The sequence below is a fragment of the Paraburkholderia sediminicola genome (assembly GCF_046026895.1).
In the GTDB taxonomy this organism is placed as follows: Bacteria; Pseudomonadota; Gammaproteobacteria; order Burkholderiales; family Burkholderiaceae; genus Paraburkholderia; species Paraburkholderia sediminicola_C.
In genome coordinates this window covers 227,229-251,037 of sequence record NZ_JAQQEU010000001.1, presented here as the reverse complement: position 1 = coordinate 251,037, position 23,809 = coordinate 227,229, and the positions used below count along the sequence as shown (strand labels likewise).

The following is a 23,809-nucleotide window of genomic DNA, read 5'->3' as shown; positions in this document are numbered from 1 at the left end:
AGCACGCCAACGAAGGCACGCGACTGAATCGCGCCATTGAAACGGAAACACACATCATGAACACACCTTCAACCGACTCCACGACCCCAACCGTCGCCTCAGCGGGCCTGAGCGCGCGCGCCGCGCGCAGCTGGGATTTGATCAACAAGTCCGGCATCGTGATGGTGTTCGTCATCCTGTTCGCGGTCCTGTCGTTCACCGTGCCGGACTTTCTCAGCTCGCGCAATATCCAGGGCTTGCTGCTTTCCGTCACGCTGATCGGCTCGATCTCCGTGACCATGATGTTCGTTCTCGCGCTCGGTGAAGTGGATCTGTCGGTGGCGTCGATCGTCGCGTTCGCCGGCGTGGTCGCGTCGACCTTGATCACCGCGACGCATAGTGTGCTGTTCGGCGTCGCGGCCGGCGTGCTCGCGGGTGGCGCGGTCGGACTCGTGAACGGTGTGCTGGTCGCGCGCTACAAGATCAACTCGCTGATCGTCACGCTCGCGATGATGGAAGTCGTGCGCGGCCTCGCGTACATCACGTCGAACGGCGACGCCGTGATGATCTCCGAAGAGCGCTTCTTCGACCTCGGCGGTGGCTCCTTCCTCGGCATTTCGTTTCCCATCTGGAGCAACATCGTCGGCTTCGTGCTGTTCGGCTTCCTGCTGAAGAAAACCGTGTTCGGCAAGAACGTGCTGGCCGTCGGCGGCAACGGCGAGGCGGCGTTGCTGGCGGGCTTGCCTGTCACGCGGATCAAGATCACAGTGTTCGTGTTGCAAGGACTCGTGACCGGCTTCGCGGGCGTGATGCTGGCCTCGCGCATGAGTCTCGGCGACCCGAAAACCTCGGTGGGGCTCGAACTCGGCGTGATTTCGGCGTGTGTGCTCGGCGGCGTTTCGCTGACGGGCGGTGTCGCGACGATTTCGGGTGTGCTGGTCGGCGTGCTCATCATGGGCTCGGTGCAGGACGCGATGAGCCTGCTTAACGTGCCGACGTTCTACCAGTACCTGATTCGCGGCGGCATTCTGCTGCTGGCGGTGCTGTTCGACCAGTTCCGCCGCAGCAAGCGCGTGCGCTGACGCGAGTCCGGCTTCAAGGGTGTGTCCACAGGGAGATGTCATGGCCGATTCGAAGCAGAGCAAAAAGCCGCTGCGCAGTCAGGCGTGGTTCGGCCTGAAGGACCGTGACGGCTTCATCCATCGGTCGTGGATGAAAAACCAGGGCATCCCTCACGATGAATTCGACGGACGCCCGGTGATCGGCATCTGCAATACGTGGTCCGAACTGACGCCGTGCAACGCGCATTTCCGCGAGCTGGCGGAGTACGTGAAGAAAGGCGTGCACGAAGCGGGCGGCTTGCCGCTCGAGTTTCCGGTGATGTCGCTTGGCGAAACCAACTTGCGGCCTACCGCGATGCTGTTTCGCAACCTCGCGTCAATGGACGTCGAAGAGTCGATTCGCGGCAATCCGATGGACGGTGTGATCCTGCTGGTCGGCTGCGACAAGACCACGCCCGCGCTGCTGATGGGCGCAGCTTCGTGCAATCTGCCGTCGCTGGCGGTGTCGGGCGGACCGATGCTCAACGGGCGCTTTCGTGGCAAGCAGATCGGTTCGGGAACGGGTGTGTGGCAGATGTCGGAGGAAGTGCGCGCCGGTTCGATGACGCAAGAGGAATTCACCGAAGCCGAGTCGTGCATGAACCGCTCGCGCGGCCACTGCATGACGATGGGCACCGCGTCGACGATGGCGTCGATGGTCGAATCGCTCGGCATGGGCTTGCCGCACAACGCGGCGATTCCCGCCGTCGATGCGCGTCGCCAGGTGCTCGCGCATCTCGCGGGCCGGCGCATCGTCGAAATGGTCCGTGAGGACCTGACGATGGACAGGATCCTCACGCCGCGAGCGTTTGAAAACGCGATCCGCACGAATGCTGCAATCGGCGGCTCGACCAATGCGGTCGTGCATCTGATCGCGCTGGCCAAACGCATCGGCGTGCCGTTGTCGCTGGAGGACTGGGAGCTTGGGTCGAAGGTGCCGTGTCTCGTGAATCTGCAACCGTCCGGTGAATACCTGATGGAAGACTTTTACTACGCGGGCGGTGTGCCGGCGGTGTTGAAGCAGCTCGGCGAACAGGGGCTGCTGCATCGCGATGCGCTGACTGTAAACGGCAAGACGATCTGGGAGAACGTGCGCAACGCGCCGAATCACGACGAGAAGGTGATCACGACGTTCGCCGAGCCGTTCAAGCCGGAGGCGGGCATCGCGGTGCTCAAGGGCAACCTTGCGCCGAACGGCGCGGTGATCAAGCCGTCCGCGGCTACCGCTGCGCTGCTCAGGCATCGCGGTCGGGCGGTGGTGTTCGAGAATATCGAAGAATTGCACGCGAGGATCGACGACGAGTCGCTCGACATCGACGAGCACTGCGTGATGGTGCTCAAGGGCGCGGGGCCGAAGGGGTATCCGGGCTTTGCGGAAGTCGGCAACATGCCGCTGCCGAAAAAGGTGCTGCAAAAGGGTATTACGGACATGGTGCGGATTTCCGACGGCCGCATGAGCGGCACGGCCTACGGCGCGGTGGTGCTGCATGTGTCGCCCGAAGCGGCGGCGGGCGGTCCGCTCGCGTTCGTGCAGACCGGCGACATGATCGAACTGGACGTTGCGGCACGCCGCCTGCATCTGGACGTGAGCGACGACGAACTCGCACGCCGGCGCGCCGCATGGCAGGCGCCCGAGTTGCCAGAGCGCGGCTATTACAGGCTTTACGTCGAGCACGTGCTGCAAGCGGATCAGGGTGCGGATCTCGACTTTCTGGTCGGATCGAGCGGCGCGCCGGTGCCGCGCGATTCGCATTGAAAGACACGTGATCGTAGGGGTGCTGATTCCTACCGGGTTGTCTCTTCTGGTTGTTCCTGCGCTTTGCGAGAAGGCATACTGCCGATGCGGATTGATAATCCGCATCGGCTTTTTTTGGGGGCTCCCTCCTGAACGGCGCAAGCGTGCAGGCAAAATAAAACGGCCGGGCATTGAATGCCCAGCCGTTTTATTTAAATCACAAGTTCAGCACCGCCGGCTTTTAATCGCCAGAGGATTTATAGGTACGAAATCGCTTTCCAGCGCTTGCCGAAAGGCCGGCGTTCAGCTTATTGCTTGATAAACCGGTCGTTCGCCCAGAGGCCTTGCGTATCGCTATTGCCGGAATTCACGAATTCGACATCGTGGCCGACCACGCGGACGACCCGGAAATTCGAGTTCGGCGGTGTCGAAACGCATTGATATCCTGAGAAGAATTCCTGCATTTTTTGCTGTTCACCGGCTTGCGCATGCTGGTCGGCGGCATCGAGTTTGTCTTTCGACAGACAGCCATACGCGTTGGCCTTGAATTGAATGGTTTGCTGCGGCTTGATCACTGCGTCTTGCGCCTGAACACTCGCGGCAGCCAAACTCGCAGTGGCGAAAAAAAGGGCGAAACGTATTTTCATATTGACCTCCAGTGCGCGGGACGGATATTCAGGTTAGCTATGTATTTAACTTTAACGTTGAATCCGCAATTTTCAGTTTAGGAGAACGCGAGAGAACGACAAGCACAACTTGTGTGCAGTCGCAACAGCGGCGAATTGTCGCACCGTCGGTCGCAGGTGCTGAAACCTTCAGCAGCATCCTAAAAGGGCGACATTGAAGCGAATAGATAAAAGAGGGGTGACGTGCAGTGCTTTGACCAGCAAAGCTTTGCCGCACATACTCGCGTAAACGCGCAGCTTCAATTAAGCGAATTAATACAAGCCAAATCGATACTTTGTGCAACGCACACAAAGTCATTCGATCTGGTTGATCAGAAATGCGAAGTATCGGGGTAGATGCAGGACTTAAATGGTGCCAGGTGAGCGGAGCAGTCCAGCAGCGCGTCCCGTGCGGGCGCAGTAGAACGGCATCACTGGCTCAATCGGGCCGCCTCCTTGACCTGAAAAACTCCGGACTGGAACAGGCACATGCGCAACGCGTTGTGATACAGGCCGTTGCCGAAGAATTCCTCGATCAGTTCGGCTTCATGCCTGAAGCCGCATTTCTCGTAGATGTGGATGGCTGCGGTATTCGCTGTGTCGACGATCAGATAAATCTTGCGCAGGTTGAGAACCGAAAACGCGTAGTCGATCGCGAGCCATGTCGCGATGGTGGCATAGCCGCGCCCCTGTGCTTCGGGCGCGATGATGATCTGAAATTCGCCGCGCCGGTGGATGTAGTCCAACTCGATCAGTTCGACGACGCCGACGGTTTGCCCGGTATTGTCGATCGCGACGAAGCGCCGTTCGCGCAGATCGTGTACGTGCTGATCGTACAGTTGAGTCAGTTCGGAGAAGGTTTCGTACGGCTCTTCGAACCAGTAGCGCATGATCTTCGCGTTGTTGTTCACTTCGTGGACGAAGCGCAGATCGGAGCGCTCAAGCGGGGCGCAACGTGAGTTCGCTGCTGCGTTCGGTCGTCATTGGAATCCCTTCGAAAGCCGGTAGTGTGAAGGCGCGCGGGTTTGCGGCAGCGCGCAGACGCGTTTCGTTCCCGTAAGTTAGTCAGGGCGAGGTGAGTGGAGTTCTTGCAACTGTCGCAGTTCGGGAGCGTCCTTGCAAACCGCGTGCGAAACGCAAGTAGAGTGAAAAGCGGCGAGGGCAGGGTGTCGCGCGGTGCGAGTGTTTTTAAAAATGCCGCAACGCTGAACGGGCACGTGCGGTGCTCTACAATGAAATCATGCTCCTGCGATCGGAGGCCACTGTGATCGAGCACTTGATATTGGGCGCTTTTCTCGTCATTCCGCTGCTCATCGTCGCGTTTCTTTTTTCTGACGAATTGTGGCAGGAACACCGCCATCTGCACGACTTGCGCCCTGCGCCTGCGAGACATCGGCGTATCGACTGGCGGCATCCGCTACGCCGCGCGCGGCAGCGTCTTTGAAGCGCCCGGGGTCCGCTACCGAATATTCGTGGGCGGCTCCCGCGCGAATCGCCAAGAAAAAAGCCTGCCGGAACGGCAGGCTAAAAAGAGATCCACACTCAATGCCTTGAAGGCGACAAGGCATTCCCAGTCTAGCCGCGCCGCAAACGCGGCTGGTTTCAAAGCGCTTTACACATGTTACGGCGTGTGACCATGCTCGGCGCTCATCGTCAGTCGGCGCGCCAATGCGCGCGAATGCGCTTGGCCACCGCTTCGAGCGTGTCCGAGTCGGCGACCTCGCGGGCATGCATCTTCAGCGCCTGGCCTTGCCAGCGCGGGATCAAGTGAAAATGGACGTGCGGCACGGTCTGTCCGGCCGCAGCGCCGTTGAATTGTCCGATGAAAACGCCATCGGGCCGCAACGCGGCGCGCACCGCAATTGCGAGCTTCTGGGTCATGCGTATGCTCGCCACCAGCGACGCTTCCGACAAGTCGAATATCTCGGCCACCGCTTCTTTCGGCACGACCAGCAGATGACCGTCGGCTTGAGGCATGAGGTCCATGAAGGCCAGCGCCGCATCGTTTTCCGCCACTTTGATGCAGGGCAATTCGCCGCGCAGAATTCGTGCGAAGGGATTGTTGGCGTCGTAGGTCATCGCGTTTCCTTTGCTGGTTGCAGGGTTCATGTTGGATGGAGCGGCGTCGCCGGTATTGTCCACGACATCTGTTACAGCGCACGTGCCGCGCGCTTGATTGTTTGCGGCGGCTGACCGTACGCACGCAGAAAAGCGCGCCGCATCCGCTCGGTGTCGATGAAGCCGGTCTCGGCCGCGACCGCTTCCATCGAATGGCGGCCCGCTTCCAGCATGGAACGAGCGGCTTCGACGCGCAACGACTCGATCGCCTTGGCCGGCGATTGACGGGTCTCGTCGCGAAACGCGCGGCTGAACTGGCGCGGACTCAGGTGCGCGACGTCGGCCAGTTGGTCGACCGTCAACGGCTCGCGCAGATGGCTTTTCGCGTACGACAGCGCGTTCTGGATGCGGTCGGACTTCGGTTCGAGGTCCAACATCGCCGAAAACTGGGACTGCCCGCCCGCGCGCCGGTGATACACCACGAGCTTCTTTGCGATCGCCCGCGAAACGTCCACGCCGAGGTCGCTCTCGACGAGCGCAAGACACAGGTCGATGCACGCGGTCATGCCGGCCGAGGTCCAGACCGAGCCGTCGACGATGAAGATACGGTCGTCGTCGATCCGCGCGCCAGGGACACGCTGTTGCAAGTCACGCGCATGCGCCCAATGGGTGGTCGCGTGACGGCCGTTGAGAATCCCGGCCTCGGCCAGCACGAAGGCGCCGGTACAGATGCTCGCGGTGCGGCGCGAGGCGGTGAGCGCATCGTTCAGAAACGCCAGCAGGCCCGGCGATGAAGGCACGACCTGCATCGCGCCCGTGACGATCACGGTGTCGTACGCCGGATCGCCGAACGGCCGCGTGGCGATCTCGACTCCGGACGAACTGCGCACCATCCCGCCATGCTCCGAGATGACCTCGACCTCGTACTCGGGCTGACGGGCCTCCAGATTCGCCAATTCGAAGACGGAGACCGCGACCATATCGAGGATCTGGAAGCCGGGAAAAACCACCACACCGACGTGCCTCATCGCGATGTCCTAAAACGAGGTAAATACGACATTTGAGACAAAAGACTACACGCCTAGACTTGCCTCGTCAACACCGCGAAGCCGGATGGAAAAGAGGCGGCAGCGGGTGGCTCACAGTTTTCCCATTCATCGGACAGGGCACTGGCGCGACGCGCCGAACCCGCAAGGAGAGCTTCAAATGGCAACGCAAGCAAGCAAAGGGACGGCATTGGTGACGGGCGCGTCGTCGGGTATCGGCGCGGTGTATGCGGACCGCCTCGCGCGGCGCGGCTACGACCTGATTCTGGTCGCGCGCGACGCGCAGCGGCTCAAAGGGCTGGCCGAGCGGCTGACGCGGGAAACCGGGCGCCATGTCGAGTCCGTCGTTGTCGATCTGACCGTCAAGGGCGACGTGCGCCGCATCGAAGAGCGGCTGCGCGCGGATCGCGCGATCACGATGCTGGTCAACAACGCGGGTGTCGGCGCAACGGCCTCGCTGATCGATTCGGACGTCGACGAGTTGGAGAAGATGATCGACCTGAACGTGACCGCGCTCACTCGCCTGACGGCGGCGGCCGTGCCGGGCTTTGTCGAACGGGAGCAGGGCGCCGTGATCAATATTTCGTCGGTCGTGGCGCTGTCGCCCGAACTCCTGAACGGCACGTACAGCGGCACCAAGGCGTATGTGCTGAACTTGACGCAGTCGCTGCATCACGAAGTGGGCGGCAAGGGCGTACGCTTGCAGGCCGTGCTGCCCGGCGCCACCAGCACGGCATTCTGGGATCGCGCTGGACTGGCGGTCGAGCATCTGCCCGCGCAGATCGTGATGACCGCCGAAGACATGGTGGATGCGGCGCTCGCCGGTTTCGACGAGGGCGAACTGGTGACGATTCCGTCGTTGCCGGATGCGGCCGACTGGGAGCGGCTGAACAGCGCTCGCCAGCATCTGCAGCCGAATCTGTCGCACAAGCTGCCGGCTGCGCGTTATGCACGCGCCAAGGCCGCCTGAAGGCGAGCGCGCGCGCGGCGTGGACAGCCCGAAACGCCCGCCGCGCGGCCAATAAAAAACGCGCCCGGCATCGTTGCCGGGCGCGTTTTTATCAAGCAGCGGCGCAACCTCAACCGCCGCTCAAACCACTCACTCGCTCACCGCCACCTGATTCTTCCCATCCCGCTTGGCCCGGTCCGCCCGGATCGAAGGATAGGAAAGCTTTGCGAGTCGCCAGATTTATCCGGCGGGTAATGCGGCGAAGTCTACATTGATCGGGAGATTGTTTGAGCCCGCAGAGGGGGCCGCGGACTGCGCTCTCCGGCGCGGTCGCGCCACGCGCGGTTGTACCGTAATGTTCCGTTACCACTTGCAGCATCTATTTCGGCCCATGCCCTTCACAATCGCTTCCATGCCTGAACGGCGGGAGATAAACATGAAAAAGATCGCAGTGGCGTTGGTGATGGCGGGAAGTCTGTGCGTGGCCGGGCAAGCGTCCGCACACGATCATGGCGGCGACGTGGTGGGTGCGTTGATCGGCGGCGCCGTGTTGGGCGCGGTGGTGACGTCCGCATTGAATCCGGCGCCGGTGGTGGCTTATCAACAGCCTATGTATGCGCAACCAGCGTATCAGCCCGCACCGGCTTATGCGGGACCGCCGCCGGGATACTGCTACGACCAGTACCAGCGTGCGTATGTCGCGTGCGGGGCGCCGCCGCCCGGGCAGTATGGGTACGGGCAGCCTCAGCCGCAACCGGGGTGGTGATCGCCCAAAGTGTGCGCTCTCGACACTCGCCGCGATAAAAAAGGCCGTCGCTCAATGCGACGGCCTTGTCATTTGATGCACCGTTCAGTGTTTGTGATGAAGCCACTCCGCGTAGTGCGTATCGAGCCAGCGCTCGAACTTCGGCGGCTTCGTCTCATGGTGATAATGGGACGCCGCCCAGATGGCCAGGCCGACTACCAGCATCACGGCAGGCCCCATCAAATAAGCGATCAACGATTCAGACATCGGACCCTCCGTATCGGCATGCATCGATGCTTCAGTTTAGGCGATGGAATCGGGGAAAGATGGACGGAAATGAGGTGTGCGCAAGATAGCATATAGGGCGCAAAACCTTGCCACTTAAAACCTGATGTGGAATGCGCTTCTCTTTTCTGCGCAGCCGTTTGGGGCTGGTCAAGGATGGATTGTGTACCAACAATTCCGGGCGCTGCGGGCAGTCGGCGCGGCCGGCCAAAACCCCGCCGATGTCCGTCAGGCCGAACTGATCACTGCTTGCCGTCCGGCTTCAACCTGCCTGTCGACAAAGTCCGCCCAAGCCTGAACGGCTCGACGCTGCTGCGCCACGTCATCTTCCTCGCGGGGGCTTTGCGCCGCGAGCGCCGATGCACTGTCGAGTGCAACATCTCGCTGCGCGACCTCGCGCAAATGGGTCCGTGCCGTGCGCCGGAAGTCATGCAGCACGAAATGCTCGACCTCGAGCCCGAGTGCCTTGACCGCCTGGTTCAGCGTGCTTTTCGCAATGGGCCGGTCGTCGCCCCTCACGCTTGGAAATACGAACTTCCAACTCGTCTTCGCGCGGTGAATCTCGCGCAGCATCGAGACCGCCTGATGCGAAAGATAAACAACGCGGTCCTGATCGGCTTTCAGACGCGCGGCGGGAATCGTCCAGACTGCCTGGTCCAGATCGAATTCCGCCCACGCCGACTCGACCAGGTCCGACTTGCGCACCATCGTCAGCACCAGCAGATGCAGCGCCAGCTTCAGCGGCCGGCGAATGCTCGACACGTCGATCGCGTGCAGCATGGTGCCGATCTCGTTGCCAGAGAGCACGCGGTTGCGACTGTCGACGGTGGCGATGGAGCGCGCCGGCACGACCTCGGCGGGATTGCTGTTGGCGAGTTGCCGGGCGATCAGATACACATAAAGCCGCCTGACCGCGTTGCGCGTGTGCAGCGCCATTTTCGGGGACCCACGGCTTTTGATCCGCTCGCAGATCGCGACGATGTCGTCGGAGGTCACGGCGTTGATCGGTTTGCCGCCGATCGCGGGCAACACGTCCTTGTCGAGCGCGCGGCGGGTCGTGCGGCGATATTCATCCGACTTGCCGGCCATGGCCGTGGCGAGATAGAGCTCGGCCGCTTCGCGCAGAACGTCCGCTTTGCTTTCGGCGCCGCGATCGCGCCGCGCGGTGGCGACCGGCGAGATGCCCTGCGCGACCATCTCCGCATACTTTTGCGCCTTGGCCCGCGCGACGCGCAGCGAGATCATCCGGTAGTCGCCGATGGTGGCGAGCGGCTGGCGTTTGCCGTTCAGCGTATAGCGGAACCGCCAGACCTTCGTGCCGGTCGTCATGACTTCGATCACGAGCCCGTTGCCGTCGGCGACGCAATAGCGGGTCGTGCGCGGCTCGAGCGCGCGGATTTGGGATTCGGTGAGGGGGACGGCTAAGCGCGGCATGCTCGGATCGGTGGTGCGCGGACAGCGGCGATTTTAAACCTCGCGCGTGCTGTGTACCAAAGATTTGCGGCTTTTTGTGTGCACAGTGGTCGCAGAGCAGCGCGGCAACGGTAGCGGTGAGACTCGATGTAAGCCTTATCTGGCAATCATTCTCGCCCGATCCAGTATTCGCCTCTACTTGCCGATACAGAATCTGCTAAAAATCACCCCGAGCAGATCATCCGAACCGAATTGGCCAGTGATCGAGTTCAATTGATCCTGCGCGAGCCGCAGTTCCTCGGCGAACAGATCGAGTGCCTGCGAGTTCTGATCCGCGTGTGCCGCGGCCGTTGCCAGATGCTCCTCGGCGGCGCGCAACGCAATCAGATGCCGTTCGCGCGCGAGGTAGACGCTTTCGGCGCCCGCCTGCCAGCCGGCGATCCGCAGCAACTCGTCGCGCAGCAGCGCCACCCCGTCGCCCTGTTTCGCCGACAACCGCACCTCGCTGAGATCGAGGTCCGCATCGAGCGCTTGCGTCGCGGGGGCGAGGCCTGTCAGGTCCGTTTTGTTCAGCACGCGTACCACTGGCACGCCGCCAGGAAAGCGCCCGGCGATCGTCTCGTCCTCGATGGTCATGCCGGTGCGGGCATCGAGCAGATGCAACACCACGTCCGCGCGCTCGATCTCGCTCCAGGTGCGCTCAATACCGATCTTTTCCACCTCGTCCTCGGTATCGCGCAGGCCGGCAGTGTCGATCACATGCAGCGGAATGCCTTCGATCTGGATGGTCTGCGCGACTTTGTCGCGCGTGGTGCCCGCGATCGGCGTGACGATGGCCAGCTCCGCGCCGGCCAAAGCATTCAGCAGCGACGACTTGCCGACGTTCGGCTGCCCCGCCAGCACCACCGACAAACCTTCGCGCAACAATGCGCCTTGGCGCGCTTCGCTCAACACGTGTGCCAGACGCTCACGGATGCGCGCGAGTTTGCCACGCGCGTCGGCGGCTTCGAGGAAGTCGATCTCTTCCTCCGGGAAGTCGAGCGTCGCCTCGACCAGCATCCGCAGCGTGATCACCTCTTCGACCAGCGCATGGATGTCGCGCGAGAACGCGCCGTCGAGCGAGCGGCCCGCCGAGCGCGCGGCCGCTTCGGTACTGGCCTCGATCAGATCGGCGACGGCTTCGGCTTGCGCCAGATCCAGCTTGTCGTTCAGGAAGGCGCGGCGCGTGAACTCGCCCGGCTCGGCCAGCCGCAGACCGAACGCATGGCCGGCGTCGATGCAGCGCTGCAGCACGAGTTGCAGCACGACCGGTCCGCCGTGGCCTTGCAGTTCGAGAATGTGTTCGCCCGTGTACGAGTGCGGTGCCGGAAAGTACAGCGCGATACCGCGGTCGAGTGCAGCGCCGTTGCCGTCGAGGAACGGGACATAGCTGGCGTGGCGCGGCGCGAGGGTCTGGCCGGTGAGCGTCCGCATGAGCGGCTGGGCCGCCGCCTCGCCCGCGCGCCCGAACGAAATCCGCACGACACCGATGCCTCCCCGGCCGGGCGCGGTAGCAATGGCGACGATGGGATCGGAGTCGGTGGTCAGCATGGGAATGTGGCAAAAAGCGGAGAGAGGGGCGGGACAACCGGTCGATGCGGCGCGAGGCATTGTAACGCGGGTGCCTGCCGCAACCGGTACGGAGCACATGAGCTCAGGTTTATCGCCGCTTTGGCGGGCAAATCGGATTTATCTCAAATAAGCTAGGATTGTTACTGCAATATCTCAGAATAAATAGGACGAGATAAGACGACCAGAGTGCGAAGAAGCCGGCCCGACAATGAAAAAATGGAAAAAATAAAATTCGCGAAAACGCTTTGCCCGACGTGCCGCGCAAGCTAAAACTATCTCAAATACGCTAAGACTAAGCCTGTCGGGTTGTCAACTGGTTGGACGCTGAATTGCACAATCTGGCCCATGCCAACCGACAAAGAAAAAGCCGCCTTCGCCAAACGGTTGAAGGATCTGCTGGAGCCGCTCAAGATTCGCGGCGGGACCAAACTCGCCGAGCAATTCAATCTGCGCTATCACGGCGAGCGTCCCGTTACGCCCCAAACCGCGCACAAGTGGCTCACCGGCACGACGATCCCGAAGCCGGACAAGCTGCGCACGTTAGCTGAATGGTTGAACGTCAAGGAGCATTGGCTTCACTACGGACCGCCGCCGGGTTCGAGCAGCAGACCGCTGGCGCGCGGCGAGAAATATCCGCCCACACCGGAGACGATTGAACTCGCTTCCAAGATTGCGTCGCTCATGCCAAAGGACCGCAACCTCGTCGAGGAGATGATCGAGCGTTTTTACGGCGAGGACACTGACGAGTAATTGAAGCGGCAGCCCTGATTCGAGCGCCCATAGAAAAAGCCGTCCGGTTCGCACCGCACGGCTTTTTTATCGCTGCGCTGTCAGCCAGCGTCGGCTTGCGTCCCACGGAGGCGGGCTTTGCCGCCCGCCGCCTCGTACAAGACTCAGGCCGGCTTCACCTTCGTCTTGCCCATCATGCGCGTGATGTAGTACTGCTGCGCAATGGACAGCACGTTGTTCACGACGTAGTACAGCACCAGACCGGCCGGGAAGAAGAAGAACATGACCGAGAACGCGATCGGCATGAACATCATCATCTTCGCTTGAACCGGGTCCGGCGGCGTCGGGTTCAGCTTGGTCTGCAGGAACATCGAGACGGCCATCAGCACCGGCAGGATGAAGAACGGGTCCTGCTGCGACAGATCGTGAATCCACAGAATCCAAGGCGCGCCGCGCATTTCCACCGACGACAGCAACACCCAGTACAACGAGATGAACACCGGGATCTGGATCACGACCGGCAGACAGCCACCGAACGGATTGACCTTCTCGGTCTTGTACAGCTCCATCAGCGCCGCGTTCATCTTTTGCGGATCGCCCTTGAAGCGCTCGCGCAGCGCCTGCATGCGCGGCGTGATCGCCTTCATGCGCGCCATCGACTTGTAACTCGCGGCCGACAGCGGGAAGAACACGGCCTTGATCAGCACCGTGAGCAGCACGATCGACCAGCCCCAGTTGCCGACATAGCTATGGATCTTTTCGAGCAGCCAGAACAGCGGCTTCGCGATGATCGTGACCCAGCCGTAGTCCTTCACCAGTTCCAGACCCGGCGCGATGCCTTCGAGCATGCGCTCTTCTTCCGGACCGGCGAACAGGCGCGCGGAGACGCTGACCGTCTGGCCCGGCGCAATGGTCGGCAGCGGCTGCTTGACGCCCACGCGGTAGAGCGACGGATCGATCTTCTCGACGTAGATGTCGCGCTTCGCACCCTGTTGCGGAATCCACGCCGACGCGAAGTAATGCTGGACCATCGCGATCCAGCCGTTGTCGGCCGAACTCGCGTAATCCTGCTTGTTCTTGTCGATGTCGCCGAACGTCATTTTCTGGAAGTGGTGCTGGTCGGTGTAGACAGCCGGTCCGATGAACGTGTGCGAGAAGCGCGGCGTTTCCACCGGCTGGTCGTCACGCACCAGTTCCATGTAGACCGACGGCGTCACCGGCGTCGTGCCGACGTTCTGGATCTTCGTGTCGACGCCGATCACATAGCTGCCGCGCGTGAACGTGTAGGTCTTGATGACCTTTACGCCACCCTTTTCCGGCGACTCGAAGCTCAGGCTGAACGATTTCTCGTCGCCCTTCAGTTCGGTCTGCTGGTTCGGCATCAGCGTGAAGACGTCGTTGTGGTTCGGGAAATCGCCGCCGAGCAGACCCGTGCGGGCCAGATACGTGTGATTGTCCGTGCGGTCGAACAGCGTGATCACCAGATCAGGCGTCTTGCCGTCGCCCTGCTTGACGAGCGACAGCCGCGACAATGTGCCGCCGCGCGTATCGATCTCACCGGTGTAGACGTCGGTGGAGAACTTCACGAGCTGCGATTGCGCTGCGCCCGGCGCGTTGCCGGGCGCAGCTGCGTGGGTGGCCGGCAGATCGGCCGGCTGGGTTCCCGGCGTCGTGGTTCCCGGTGCGGCGCTACCGACGGTCTTGGTCGGTGTCGCGCTCGGGAAGAACATCGACGGGCGTCCGTGGTCGCGTTGCCAGTTGTCGAACAGCATGACAGCTGACATGAAAAAGATGACCCATAGGACGGTGCGTTTGATATCCATGCGTTGTCTCAGTGTCGATGGAACGGCGCGTCAGCGCTTTTCAGAAGTGGGAGGCGGGACGAGGTCGATGCCGCCCGCGGAAAACGGGTGACAGCGGCAAATACGCCTGGCGGCGAGATAAGTCCCGCGCGCGGCGCCATGATACTGGATTGCTTCGCGCGCGTAATCAGAGCAGGAAGGGTAAAAGCGGCACCGGTTGCCGAGCATTGGGCTCACGGCAAGCTTGTAAAAACGCAATAAAGCGATGAGTACCGTTTGCATGGCAGAGGCGGCCGGACGGCGCCGCGCAACGTGGAGTACCGGGTGACGCCCGCGCAGCCCGGCTGCCAAAGCTGCCTGAACTGCCAAAACTCCAATACGGGCGGTCACTTGAGCGTCATTCCGTCTTGGGCGCTTCCGCGGGCGGCGCCTCGCGACGGACAATTTCGCGCGCTGCCTTGTCGAGCAGCGCCTCTATTTCGCTGCGGCACAACGCCTTCAACGGCGGTGACGAAGCGCTCGGCAAAGCCTTCTTGTCGAAGCGCGTGTGCAAACGCAGCAGCACATCCCAACCGCCAAATTCCGCGCGACGCAGCCGGAAAGCTTCACGCGCGATCCGACGCACCAGATTACGCGTGGCCGCGCGCGGCGCATACTTCTTGCCGATGACGAGGCCCAAGCGAGCTTCGTTGCCGGTGGGCCGGCCGTACACCACGAAGTGCGGGGTACGGCGCCACGGGCGCAAACGAAAAACGGATGAAAATTCATCCGTTTTCAGCAGCCTTGCGGCTTTGGGGAAGGCGGCTTGCGCTCGCAACGGAACCGAGCCCTGTTGCTGCGCCCCTGCCGCTCCCGCTTCGCCGCGGGCTTCGGTCACAGCGCGCAATCCGCTCGCCTTAAATGGCGAGGCGCTTGCGGCCCTTCGCGCGGCGTGCGTTGATGACCTTGCGGCCACCTGCGGTCTTCATGCGAACGCGAAAGCCGTGGGTGCGCTTGCGACGGGTGACGGACGGTTGGTAAGTACGTTTCATGTTGCTCTCACTTGATCGAAAAAAAACCGCGCGATCATCGCTGAAAGCGCAATGGCCGGAGGTTTACTGAATTGGTTTTCGCGGAACCCGCTATTTAAACCGCTTTTCCGTTGGCCGTCAATAGTTTAGCCTGGTTCTGCCGCAAGCCGGGCTTTGTTCGCCGGATGATCGGTCCCTGTGGATAACTCCCTTGCCGGTCCGTTTTGGCGTTAGAATCTCGCCATACTTCCCAAAAATGCTGCACGCCGCTCCGGCTCGCTTGCCCCGCAAACCCCTTGTGGCACAAGCGCCTGGAGCCCTTACGCCTGGCTGCTCAGGGCCTTGTTGCGTGCGCGCGACAGGGGCAGCGGCGACCGCCGTGCACACCATAACGACAGCAACTCGATGAACGATTTCTGGCAACACTGTTCCGCATTGCTGGAGCGTGAGCTCACGCCCCAGCAGTACGTGACGTGGATCAAACCGTTGGCCCCGGTCGCCTTCGACGCCGCTGCGAACACACTTAGCATCGCTGCGCCGAACCGCTTCAAGCTCGACTGGGTCAAGAGCCAGTTCTCCGGCCGCATCGCGGATATGGCCCGCGATTTCTGGCACGCGCCGGTCGACGTGCAATTCGTACTGGACCCGAAGGCAGGCATGCGCGCCCCGGTGGCGGCGTCGCCGGCGCCTGCGCGTCCCGCTTCGGCGGCGCCAATGGGCGGCAATCCCGGCGGCGGCGCCGCGGTGGACGCGGCCGTGGGCGCCGTGCAAGCGGCGCAGATGGCGCGCGCCAACCAGGCGATGGCCGCGCAAAACGCGCACGCCCGCGCGGCGGCCGAAGATGCCGCCGACCTCGATCTGCCGAGCCTCGACGCGAACGAAGCCGCGGCCGCACGCCGCACCTGGCGTCCGGGCCAGAGCGCGGGCTCGAACAGCAGCGGCGAAAATGACTCGATGTACGAGCGTTCGAAGCTGAACCCCGTGCTGACCTTCGACAACTTCGTGACCGGTAAGGCCAACCAGCTGGCGCGCGCCGCGGCGATTCAGGTCGCGGACAATCCGGGCATCTCGTACAACCCGCTGTTCCTGTATGGCGGCGTGGGTCTGGGCAAGACCCACCTGATCCACGCGATCGGCAACCAGCTTCTGATGGACAAGGCCGGCGCGCGGATTCGCTACATTCACGCGGAACAGTATGTGTCCGACGTGGTGAAGGCCTACCAGCGCAAGGCATTCGACGACTTCAAGCGCTACTACCACTCGCTCGACCTGCTGCTGATCGACGATATTCAGTTCTTTTCCGGCAAGTCGCGCACGCAGGAGGAGTTCTTCTACGCGTTTGAGGCGCTGGTCGCGAACAAGGCGCAGGTGATCATCACCAGCGATACATATCCGAAGGAAATCTCGGGTATCGACGACCGCCTGATCTCGCGCTTCGACTCCGGCCTGACCGTCGCGATCGAGCCGCCCGAGCTGGAAATGCGCGTCGCGATTCTGATGCGCAAGGCGCAATCGGAATTCGTCAGCCTGAACGAGGACGTCGCGTTCTTCGTCGCCAAGCATCTGCGCTCGAACGTGCGCGAGCTGGAAGGCGCGCTGCGCAAGATCCTCGCGTATTCGAAGTTCCACGGCCGCGAAATCACGATCGAGCTGACCAAAGAAGCGCTGAAAGACCTGCTGACGGTGCAGAACCGGCAGATTTCGGTGGAAAACATCCAGAAGACCGTGGCAGATTTCTACAGCATCAAGGTCGCCGACATGTATTCGAAGAAGCGTCCGGCGAACATTGCGCGGCCGCGGCAGATCGCGATGTATCTGGCGAAGGAGCTGACGCAGAAGAGCCTGCCGGAAATCGGCGAGCTGTTTGGCGGGCGCGACCACACCACCGTGCTGCATGCAGTGCGCAAAATTGCCGACGAGCGCAGCAAGGACGCGCAACTGAACCACGAATTGCACGTGCTGGAGCAGACGCTGAAGGGCTGAGCGGCCCGGACGGAAAAATCGACCTGTTTATTTTCAAACTCGCCCCCATTTTAGTGAGGCGGTTCCGTTTTCAGGCACAATACAGGTTTAACCGCCCGGCGGCCGCGGGCGGATTTTACGCCGTGACGGGCGCTGCGTGGCGCCGGCGGGGAGCCACGGCTGCGCGCTGGAATGCTTGCCTGGCAAGGCGTGCAGGCCGTTATATCAACGAAGGAACTCTATGCAACTGGTCAAGACCGAACGCGATAACCTCCTCAGGCCGCTGCAAACTGTGAGCGGCATCGTCGAACGCCGCCATACGTTGCCGATCCTCGCCAATTTGCTGATTACCAAGAACGGCCCGGACGTGTCGTTCCTGTCGACCGACCTCGAGTTGCAGATCACCACGCGTGCCGATTTCGGCGTGGGCGGCGATTCGGTGGCGACTACGGTGGCGGCACGCAAGCTCCTCGACATTCTGCGCGCGATGCCCGAGGGCCAGGTCACGCTCACGCTGAACGACAAGCGTTTGACCGTGCAATCCGGCAAGAGCCGCTTTGCTCTGCAAACGCTCGCCGCCGACGAATTCCCGACGGTCGCGCAAGCTAAAGACTACGGCGCGAGCCTGGTGGTTCCGCAGAAGACGTTCCGCCAGTTGCTCGGCATGGTCCATTTTTCGATGGCCCAACAGGACATCCGCTACTACCTGAACGGCATGCTGCTGGTGGTGGACGGCGACCAGCTGATGGCAGTCGCCACCGACGGCCACCGCCTGGCGTTTTCATCGATGAAGATTGAGGGCTCGTTTGCGCGTCAGGAAGTGATCATTCCGCGCAAGACGATCCTGGAATTGCAGCGCCTGCTGGAAGACATCGACGACACGCTGAAGATCGACATCGCGCAAACGCAGGTGAAGTTCACGTTCGGCCAGGTCGAACTGGTGTCGAAGCTGGTGGAAGGCAAATTCCCCGACTTCCAGCGCGTAATTCCGAAGTCGCACAAGAATCAGTTCCTGATTGGCCGCGAAGAGCTGCAGCGTTCGCTGCAACGCGCGGCGATCTTGACGTCGGACAAATTCAAGGGCGTGCGCTGCATCATCGAGCCGGGCCAGTTGAAGATCATGTCCACCAACGCCGATCAGGAAGAGGCGCAGGAAGAGCTGGAAATCGCATACGACGGCGACAGCGTCGACATCGGATTCAACGTCACGTATCTGCTCGACGTGCTCGCGAACCTGAAGGTCGACATGTTGCAAGTGAGCCTGGGCGACGCCGGCTCCAGCGCGTTGATCACGATTCCCGAGAACGACGAATTCAAATACGTGGTGATGCCGATGCGCATCTAACGCGTCCAAGACCAATAACACACCAAGGGGCGCAGCGCCCCTTTGGCGTTTTTATGGCGTTTTGAAAAGTCCCGAGCAGCAACCTTGCAGTAACGCAGAACCGGAAAAAATCCATGACTGAAACGAACAATACGCAACCCGACAACAGCTACGGCGCCTCATCCATTCAGATCCTCGAAGGTCTGGAGGCTGTGCGCAAGCGGCCGGGGATGTACATCGGGGATACATCGGATGGCACCGGTTTGCACCACCTCGTGTTCGAAGTGCTCGACAACTCGATCGACGAGGCACTGGCCGGGCACTGCAACGACATCCAGGTGATCATTCACGCGGACAACTCCATTTCCATCACCGACAACGGCCGCGGCGTGCCGACCGGGCTGAAGATGGACGACAAGCACGATCCGAAGCGCAGCGCCGCTGAAATCGTCATGACCGAGCTGCACGCCGGCGGCAAGTTCGACCAGAACAGCTACAAGGTGTCCGGCGGTCTGCACGGCGTGGGCGTTTCGTGTGTGAATGCGTTGTCGGCGTGGCTGCGCCTCACGGTGCGCCGCGACGGTAAGAAGCACTTCATGGAATTCCACCGTGGCGTGCCGCAGAACCGCGTGATTGAAGAGGTCGGCGGTGTGGCAGTGTCGCCGATGCCCGTGGTCGGCGAAACCGAGAACCGCGGCACCGAAGTGCACTTCATGGCTGACGAGACGATCTTCGGCAACGTCGAATATCACTACGACATTCTGGCCAAGCGGATTCGCGAACTGTCGTTCCTGAATAACGGCGTGCGGATTCGCCTGAGCGATCAGCGCTCGGGCAAGGAAGAGGATTTCGCATTCGTCGGCGGCGTGAAGGGTTTTGTCGAGTACATCAACAAGACCAAAAGCGTGCTGCACCCCACCATTTTCCACGTGAGCGGCGAGAAAGACGGCGTGGGCGTGGAAGTGGCGATGCAGTGGAACGACAGCTACAACGAAAATGTGCTGTGCTTCACGAACAACATTCCGCAGCGCGACGGCGGCACGCACCTGACCGGCTTGCGCGCGGCGATGACGCGCGTGTTGAACAAGTACATTGCCGATCACGAAGTCGCGAAGAAAGCGAAGGTCGAGACCTCCGGCGACGACATGCGCGAGGGGCTGTCGTGCGTGCTGTCGGTGAAGGTGCCGGAGCCGAAGTTCAGCGCGCAGACCAAGGACAAGCTCGTGTCGTCGGAAGTCCGCGCGCCGGTGGAAGACGTGGTCGCGAAGGCGCTCGAGGAATTCCTGCTGGAAACGCCGAACGACGCGAAGATCATTTGCGGCAAGATCGTCGATGCGGCGCGCGCGCGTGATGCGGCTCGCAAGGCGCGCGAGATGACGCGCCGCAAGGGCGTGCTCGACGGCGTTGGTTTGCCTGGGAAGCTCGCGGACTGCCAGGAGAAGGATCCGGCGAAGTCCGAGATTTACATCGTCGAGGGCGACTCGGCAGGCGGCTCGGCGAAGCAGGGGCGTGACCGGAAGTTCCAGGCGATCTTGCCGCTGCGCGGCAAGGTGCTCAACGTCGAGAAAGCGCGCTACGACAAGCTGCTTTCTTCGGAACAGATTGTGACGCTGATTACCGCGCTCGGATGCGGGATCGGCAAGGAAGACTACAACCTCGATAAGCTGCGTTATCACCGGATCATCATCATGACCGATGCTGACGTTGACGGCGCGCACATTCGGACGCTGTTGTTGACGTTCTTCTATCGGCAGATGCCGGAGATGATCGAGCGCGGTTATATCTATATCGCGCAACCGCCGCTGTACAAGATCAAGGCCGGCAAAGACGAGCGGTATCTGAAGGACGAGTCCGAGGTCAATGCTCATATTCTGAAGCTCGCGCTGCAAGGGTCGGAGCTATTGCCAGCCGAGAATGCAACGCCGATTACCGGCGATGCGCTGGGCGAACTGGCTCGCGCTTATTTGCTTGCGCAAGCTGTAGTCAATCGTCTGAGCCGGTTGTATGACGCCGGGGCGCTTGAGGCTGTGATGGATGGGGTTGCTATCGACCTCTCTAGTGAAACGGCGGCTGAGACGTCGGCCAAAGCGCTCGAGGCGAAGCTGCGCGATGATGCGCTGAAGCCTGAAGTGACGGTCACTACTATGTATGACCCGGTGCGTGAGCTGCGCTCGCTGCGCGTCGCGCGCACGCATCATGGTAATCAGAAGGTCTCTGTGCTCGATGAAGAGTTTCAGTTGACCGCGGATTATCAGCAGCTGGTCAATACCGCGAATACGTTCAAGGGATTGATTGGTACTGGGGCTGTGATCAAGCGTGGGGAGCGGAGTATGGCTGTCAGCGACTTCAAGAGTGCGATGAAGTGGCTCCTGGCTGATGCTGAACGCAATGTCTCCAAGCAGCGCTATAAGGGTCTCGGCGAGATGAACCCTGAGCAGCTTTGGGAAACGACGATGGATCCGGCTGTGCGGCGTTTGCTCCGTGTGCAGATTGAGGATGCTATTGCGGCCGACGGTATTTTTACTACGCTGATGGGCGATGATGTTGAGCCGCGTCGGGCTTTCATCGAGTCGAATGCGTTGCGGGCGGGGAATATTGATGTTTGAGTTGGTTTGTAGCGGGAACCATAACCTGAGATTTTGGGAAGCATCCACTGAGACATTTATTGATGGATGCGCTCCGATAGCGCACATCGACTGCACCTAACTAACGTCGCAGGAAGGACGGCCACCTCTTTGGGGTGGCTTTTTTTCAGTTTCAGCGACAATAACTAGGTGACATTTCGGCCCGACTCCGCGGCCTTGACTGCTCAGTGGTTTTCGCCGATAAGCTCAAACCCGTCGACTTGCGATGCTCTGGCGACCAACGAAGCCGCTATGCGTGAGCTGGGCGATGCTGTCGCGGGCAGTGTCGCTTTAATTTGCTTCTCGCGCCCAAAAAACTCCAAGTGGCGATGGCAGTTGATGTCCCCAATCTGACTCTGGCAAATACGCGGAATTTGGCGGTGACGGTGGAGTGAGTTGGCGGTTGAAGCGGGTGTGTGTAGCCGCTTCTAATAGTTTCACTTACCGACCCGCGGAAAGTTTCACTTAAACGGGAACAAGGTTTCGCTTAAGGCAGATGGAGCAAGGCTTAAGCGAAACTATTAAAACTGCAGCGTGGTGCGGTCGCCATCCCCCGGCGGCCGCAAAAGTACCAGCGAAATTGCGGACTTCGATTAAGGTCCGCGAACAGAACCAGTCGACCCCGTCGAATTGACGGGTGGGGGCAGGGCACCGCTCTTTGTTATCCGGAGTCAACGGTCTTTTCGGAGATACAGCAAGAACGTCCGGAAGTGTCTCCTTGGGGTAATTGTCTTTCTTGGTGGAACCGGCGCGGCCGTCCTCGGATTGCTCTACTTCGGCATCGTACTCCTTAGTAGCGTAGCTCAGACCTACTCGACCGAAGTGGCACCAGCGCTCTTTATCGCGGGTTACTTCGTCGTGGAGTGGGCAGGGCGCAGCCCGCCTCGTTGGGTGCTGGCAACCCATACTGAGAAGGGAAAAGCCTACCTCGAAGCGCAACCCATAACTGCGACGCGCGGTAGTTCAGCGCATTGCTATGCGAAAAAGCGATACCTCGGTGGCAGTCCTGGGCGCTGACGCTCTTGTTCACATTGATGGAGGATGGTGATGGGAGAACTTCGTGAAGAAAACTCAGGGTGGTGAGGCAGGTGCGGCCGTGAGGAAGTGAATCTCCCGCGATGCCTCCCAAAATCTCACCCGATGCCGCCCACGCCCTGCAGAGTCGTATCTGGCGTGGAACCTGTCCCCAATTTTGTGTGCGAGGCAGTTTAAAAATTTCTAGCCGCAGACGAGCGTGAACCGCTCGCCAAACAGGATAGCAAACTGGTTCATGGCTGATTTCCAGTCGAAAGTTGCCCGTACGGACTTCGCCAAGGCACTGATCGCCCGCACGATCCGCCACACCCCCAAACTTATCCACACCCCCCTCTGGATAACTCGTGTAAAGACCCCCTGGCACCTTGTGCACGAAACGTTGATAAAACCGCCGACCATCTCCGCGGCAAAAAAGTTTTCCCAGGCTCCGCTCGTCTGTCCGCCTGCGGTCCCACGGGTTATCGATTCCGCAGTCCCTTGATCCGTAAACGAACTTCCAAGTTATCCACAGTCAGGAGCGATGCTTGTTAACTATTACTACGTATACATATACAAAGACCATAAAAACCAGAGAGCGACCCATAAAGCGCGCCGTGTATACGTGCAGAACCCCACACTCAAACCGCTAGGTCATTCAAACCAACGGTAAACAGATCTCGGTAAGCAACTCGGCAGGCGCAGTGTCCTTCGGGCTATTCAGATACTCCTCGAACACCGGCGCATCCGCCGCCTCACGACCCGACTGCACAAGCCACGTCCCATACAGCCACTCATAAGCCGCACGCATATCGCTATACGGTCCCTTGTGCCGCAACACCGCGTACTCACCGCCTTTCACATGCGTCGCAGAGACCGGCGCGCTCACCGTCACCGAAGCCTGTATCGGATGCGGCAACAACACGCCCGCTTTCGAGCGCAGCGCGTTCTCTTCCACAACCCCAGGATCGTCGAAGTAAACCGCGATCATCCGCATCTGCGCCGCCAGCAGATTATGTTTCGACAACCAGCCGAACAGCGCATCGAACGCCTTGCCGATCTGCATATACGGGCCCACGTGATCCACCGACAGAATCTCCATCGGCTCCACGTTCCGAATCACGACCTCACGCATCGTCATTTGATCGTCTCCTGAGAGCGCCGGACGAAACCGGCTATGAGTGCCTTGCTTCCGGTACCGCGCGGGCGGCATGCCAAAAGTCGCACGAAACGTCCGCGAAAAAGACTGCAAACTGCTTATACTCCGAACGCTCGGCGATGTCCGCATCGGCATAGAACTGTTCGCGAGATAAGCGGCCGCGCGATGCTAGCGCAAACGGCGCACCGTCGTCGCGACCGTCTCGCCGTATATCGCTTGATAAATCCGATGCCAGTGATACGGCGACAAACACGCGATATCCGCCTGCCGTTCGATATCGAGCGGTTCGTCGAGGTGATCGTAGATATGATCGAGCACGCGTGCGAGCCGCGTTTCATATCGAGCCCGATTGCCTGAATCGTTCATGACTGAGTGGAAGGAAAGCGGTGCGAATGGGATACGGACAAAAACAAAAGTACCACGTCGCCGTTTACCAAATCCTGCGAACTTCGTGGACAGCGCGTCAACACATTTAAGCATCCGCTGATCCCGCTACACATCCGGAGAATTGCCGAATTTCGATAACACCTTGATTAATGGCTCACTACCATCGGCTGAAGCCTGTCGTCCCACGCAGCAAACGGTCAACATCAGGAGCGTCC

The 23,809-nt window shown here is 60.8% G+C and carries 22 protein-coding genes; 9 read left to right on the top strand and 13 right to left on the bottom strand.

The genetic code is table 11. The features are described from left to right. Positions 1-56: 56 nt before the first annotated feature. Positions 57-1,061 carry an L-arabinose ABC transporter permease AraH gene (araH, locus tag PQR02_RS01140; protein ID WP_408224187.1) on the top strand — a complete coding sequence of 335 codons (1,005 nt, stop codon included), beginning with the start codon at positions 57-59 and terminating at the stop codon, positions 1,059-1,061. Between the two features lie 40 nt (positions 1,062-1,101). Then, positions 1,102-2,835, top strand: coding sequence for an IlvD/Edd family dehydratase (locus PQR02_RS01135; protein ID WP_408224184.1), 1,734 nt, complete (start codon positions 1,102-1,104; stop codon positions 2,833-2,835). Positions 2,836-3,122: 287 nt separating this feature from the next. On the opposite strand, the gene sap1 is transcribed toward PQR02_RS01135, so the two are convergent. Beyond that, positions 3,123-3,461, bottom strand: a complete 339-nt coding sequence (gene sap1 / locus PQR02_RS01130; RefSeq protein WP_408224181.1) for a surface attachment protein Sap1 — start codon at positions 3,459-3,461, stop codon at positions 3,123-3,125. Between the two features lie 449 nt (positions 3,462-3,910). Beyond that, positions 3,911-4,408: a spermidine N1-acetyltransferase gene (speG, locus tag PQR02_RS01125; protein ID WP_408224640.1), complete on the bottom strand. Its 498-nt coding sequence runs from the start codon at positions 4,406-4,408 to the stop codon at positions 3,911-3,913. A gap of 335 nt (positions 4,409-4,743) precedes the next feature. On the opposite strand from speG, the gene PQR02_RS01120 reads away from it, so the two are divergent. Beyond that, on the top strand, positions 4,744-4,923 hold the full coding sequence (locus tag PQR02_RS01120) for a hypothetical protein (RefSeq protein WP_408224637.1): 180 nt from the start codon (positions 4,744-4,746) through the stop codon (positions 4,921-4,923). A 209-nt stretch (positions 4,924-5,132) separates the two neighbouring features. On the opposite strand, the gene PQR02_RS01115 is transcribed toward PQR02_RS01120, so the two are convergent. Further along, positions 5,133-5,558, bottom strand: a complete 426-nt coding sequence (locus tag PQR02_RS01115; RefSeq protein ID WP_408224178.1) for an HIT family protein — start codon at positions 5,556-5,558, stop codon at positions 5,133-5,135. 71 nt (positions 5,559-5,629) lie between these two features. Then, positions 5,630-6,565, bottom strand: a complete 936-nt coding sequence (locus PQR02_RS01110) for a GlxA family transcriptional regulator (protein ID WP_408224175.1) — start codon at positions 6,563-6,565, stop codon at positions 5,630-5,632. Positions 6,566-6,743: 178 nt separating this feature from the next. Here PQR02_RS01110 and PQR02_RS01105 point away from each other — a divergent pair, with 178 nt between their 5' ends. Then, on the top strand, positions 6,744-7,553 hold the full coding sequence (locus PQR02_RS01105) for an SDR family NAD(P)-dependent oxidoreductase (protein WP_408224172.1): 810 nt from the start codon (positions 6,744-6,746) through the stop codon (positions 7,551-7,553). Between the two features lie 415 nt (positions 7,554-7,968). Beyond that, the gene (locus PQR02_RS01100) at positions 7,969-8,298 is read left to right on the top strand and encodes an ecotin precursor (protein WP_408224169.1); all 330 of its coding nucleotides are present in this window, start codon (positions 7,969-7,971) and stop codon (positions 8,296-8,298) included. Positions 8,299-8,382: 84 nt separating this feature from the next. On the opposite strand, the gene PQR02_RS01095 is transcribed toward PQR02_RS01100, so the two are convergent. The 3 genes from PQR02_RS01095 to mnmE all read right to left on the bottom strand — a co-directional run bounded on the left by PQR02_RS01095 (position 8,383) and on the right by mnmE (position 11,565). Further along, the gene (locus tag PQR02_RS01095; protein WP_408224166.1) at positions 8,383-8,544 is read right to left on the bottom strand and encodes a hypothetical protein; all 162 of its coding nucleotides are present in this window, start codon (positions 8,542-8,544) and stop codon (positions 8,383-8,385) included. A 246-nt stretch (positions 8,545-8,790) separates the two neighbouring features. Then, the gene (locus tag PQR02_RS01090) at positions 8,791-9,996 is read right to left on the bottom strand and encodes a tyrosine-type recombinase/integrase (RefSeq protein WP_408224163.1); all 1,206 of its coding nucleotides are present in this window, start codon (positions 9,994-9,996) and stop codon (positions 8,791-8,793) included. Positions 9,997-10,170: 174 nt separating this feature from the next. Further along, complete coding sequence (gene mnmE, locus PQR02_RS01085; RefSeq protein ID WP_408224160.1) at positions 10,171-11,565, bottom strand: tRNA uridine-5-carboxymethylaminomethyl(34) synthesis GTPase MnmE; 1,395 nt, start codon at positions 11,563-11,565, stop codon at positions 10,171-10,173. 366 nt (positions 11,566-11,931) lie between these two features. Here mnmE and PQR02_RS01080 point away from each other — a divergent pair, with 366 nt between their 5' ends. Beyond that, positions 11,932-12,336: an XRE family transcriptional regulator gene (locus PQR02_RS01080; protein ID WP_408224157.1), complete on the top strand. Its 405-nt coding sequence runs from the start codon at positions 11,932-11,934 to the stop codon at positions 12,334-12,336. Positions 12,337-12,479: 143 nt separating this feature from the next. Here PQR02_RS01080 and yidC read toward each other — a convergent pair whose 3' ends face one another. The 4 genes from yidC to rpmH all read right to left on the bottom strand — a co-directional run bounded on the left by yidC (position 12,480) and on the right by rpmH (position 15,148). Further along, positions 12,480-14,138 carry a membrane protein insertase YidC gene (gene yidC / locus PQR02_RS01075; protein WP_408224154.1) on the bottom strand — a complete coding sequence of 553 codons (1,659 nt, stop codon included), beginning with the start codon at positions 14,136-14,138 and terminating at the stop codon, positions 12,480-12,482. A gap of 30 nt (positions 14,139-14,168) precedes the next feature. Further along, positions 14,169-14,399, bottom strand: coding sequence for a membrane protein insertion efficiency factor YidD (gene yidD / locus PQR02_RS01070; RefSeq protein ID WP_006050604.1), 231 nt, complete (start codon positions 14,397-14,399; stop codon positions 14,169-14,171). A 115-nt stretch (positions 14,400-14,514) separates the two neighbouring features. Continuing rightward, positions 14,515-14,994 carry a ribonuclease P protein component gene (rnpA, locus tag PQR02_RS01065; protein WP_408224151.1) on the bottom strand — a complete coding sequence of 160 codons (480 nt, stop codon included), beginning with the start codon at positions 14,992-14,994 and terminating at the stop codon, positions 14,515-14,517. A 19-nt stretch (positions 14,995-15,013) separates the two neighbouring features. Next, positions 15,014-15,148 carry a 50S ribosomal protein L34 gene (rpmH, locus tag PQR02_RS01060; RefSeq protein ID WP_004198824.1) on the bottom strand — a complete coding sequence of 45 codons (135 nt, stop codon included), beginning with the start codon at positions 15,146-15,148 and terminating at the stop codon, positions 15,014-15,016. 384 nt (positions 15,149-15,532) lie between these two features. Between rpmH and dnaA the strand changes: the two genes are divergently transcribed. From dnaA to gyrB, 3 genes are all read left to right on the top strand, one after another. Beyond that, complete coding sequence (dnaA, locus tag PQR02_RS01055) at positions 15,533-17,110, top strand: chromosomal replication initiator protein DnaA (RefSeq protein ID WP_408224148.1); 1,578 nt, start codon at positions 15,533-15,535, stop codon at positions 17,108-17,110. Positions 17,111-17,330: 220 nt separating this feature from the next. Next, the gene (gene dnaN, locus PQR02_RS01050; protein ID WP_408224145.1) at positions 17,331-18,434 is read left to right on the top strand and encodes a DNA polymerase III subunit beta; all 1,104 of its coding nucleotides are present in this window, start codon (positions 17,331-17,333) and stop codon (positions 18,432-18,434) included. 113 nt (positions 18,435-18,547) lie between these two features. Then, positions 18,548-21,019 (top strand): DNA topoisomerase (ATP-hydrolyzing) subunit B, encoded by a 2,472-nt coding sequence (gene gyrB / locus PQR02_RS01045; protein ID WP_408224142.1) that lies wholly within the window; start codon positions 18,548-18,550, stop codon positions 21,017-21,019. A gap of 1,687 nt (positions 21,020-22,706) precedes the next feature. On the opposite strand, the gene PQR02_RS01040 is transcribed toward gyrB, so the two are convergent. Together PQR02_RS01040 and PQR02_RS01035 are read right to left on the bottom strand one after the other, a co-directional pair. Then, entirely contained in the window at positions 22,707-23,189 is a 483-nt protein-coding gene (locus tag PQR02_RS01040) for an AraC family transcriptional regulator (RefSeq protein WP_408224139.1), read from the bottom strand. Between the two features lie 186 nt (positions 23,190-23,375). Continuing rightward, positions 23,376-23,573, bottom strand: coding sequence for a hypothetical protein (locus PQR02_RS01035; protein WP_408224136.1), 198 nt, complete (start codon positions 23,571-23,573; stop codon positions 23,376-23,378). Positions 23,574-23,809: the final 236 nt, after the last annotated feature.

Excerpts from the sequence above, each read along its gene's own strand:
- araH (WP_408224187.1), top strand. The coding sequence starts at position 57 with ATGAACACACCTTCAACCGACTCCACGACCCCAACCGTCGCCTCAGCG.
- PQR02_RS01135 (WP_408224184.1), top strand. The coding sequence starts at position 1,102 with ATGGCCGATTCGAAGCAGAGCAAAAAGCCGCTGCGCAGTCAGGCGTGG.
- sap1 (WP_408224181.1), bottom strand. The coding sequence starts at position 3,461 with ATGAAAATACGTTTCGCCCTTTTTTTCGCCACTGCGAGTTTGGCTGCC.
- PQR02_RS01115 (WP_408224178.1), bottom strand. The coding sequence starts at position 5,558 with ATGACCTACGACGCCAACAATCCCTTCGCACGAATTCTGCGCGGCGAA.
- PQR02_RS01110 (WP_408224175.1), bottom strand. The coding sequence starts at position 6,565 with ATGAGGCACGTCGGTGTGGTGGTTTTTCCCGGCTTCCAGATCCTCGAT.
- PQR02_RS01105 (WP_408224172.1), top strand. The coding sequence starts at position 6,744 with ATGGCAACGCAAGCAAGCAAAGGGACGGCATTGGTGACGGGCGCGTCG.
- PQR02_RS01100 (WP_408224169.1), top strand. The coding sequence starts at position 7,969 with ATGAAAAAGATCGCAGTGGCGTTGGTGATGGCGGGAAGTCTGTGCGTG.
- PQR02_RS01095 (WP_408224166.1), bottom strand. The coding sequence starts at position 8,544 with ATGTCTGAATCGTTGATCGCTTATTTGATGGGGCCTGCCGTGATGCTG.
- PQR02_RS01090 (WP_408224163.1), bottom strand. The coding sequence starts at position 9,996 with ATGCCGCGCTTAGCCGTCCCCCTCACCGAATCCCAAATCCGCGCGCTC.
- mnmE (WP_408224160.1), bottom strand. The coding sequence starts at position 11,565 with ATGCTGACCACCGACTCCGATCCCATCGTCGCCATTGCTACCGCGCCC.
- PQR02_RS01080 (WP_408224157.1), top strand. The coding sequence starts at position 11,932 with ATGCCAACCGACAAAGAAAAAGCCGCCTTCGCCAAACGGTTGAAGGAT.
- yidC (WP_408224154.1), bottom strand. The coding sequence starts at position 14,138 with ATGGATATCAAACGCACCGTCCTATGGGTCATCTTTTTCATGTCAGCT.
- yidD (WP_006050604.1), bottom strand. The coding sequence starts at position 14,399 with ATGCAAACGGTACTCATCGCTTTATTGCGTTTTTACAAGCTTGCCGTG.
- rpmH (WP_004198824.1), bottom strand. The coding sequence starts at position 15,148 with ATGAAACGTACTTACCAACCGTCCGTCACCCGTCGCAAGCGCACCCAC.
- dnaA (WP_408224148.1), top strand. The coding sequence starts at position 15,533 with ATGAACGATTTCTGGCAACACTGTTCCGCATTGCTGGAGCGTGAGCTC.
- dnaN (WP_408224145.1), top strand. The coding sequence starts at position 17,331 with ATGCAACTGGTCAAGACCGAACGCGATAACCTCCTCAGGCCGCTGCAA.
- gyrB (WP_408224142.1), top strand. The coding sequence starts at position 18,548 with ATGACTGAAACGAACAATACGCAACCCGACAACAGCTACGGCGCCTCA.
- PQR02_RS01040 (WP_408224139.1), bottom strand. The coding sequence starts at position 23,189 with ATGACGATGCGTGAGGTCGTGATTCGGAACGTGGAGCCGATGGAGATT.
- PQR02_RS01035 (WP_408224136.1), bottom strand. The coding sequence starts at position 23,573 with ATGAACGATTCAGGCAATCGGGCTCGATATGAAACGCGGCTCGCACGC.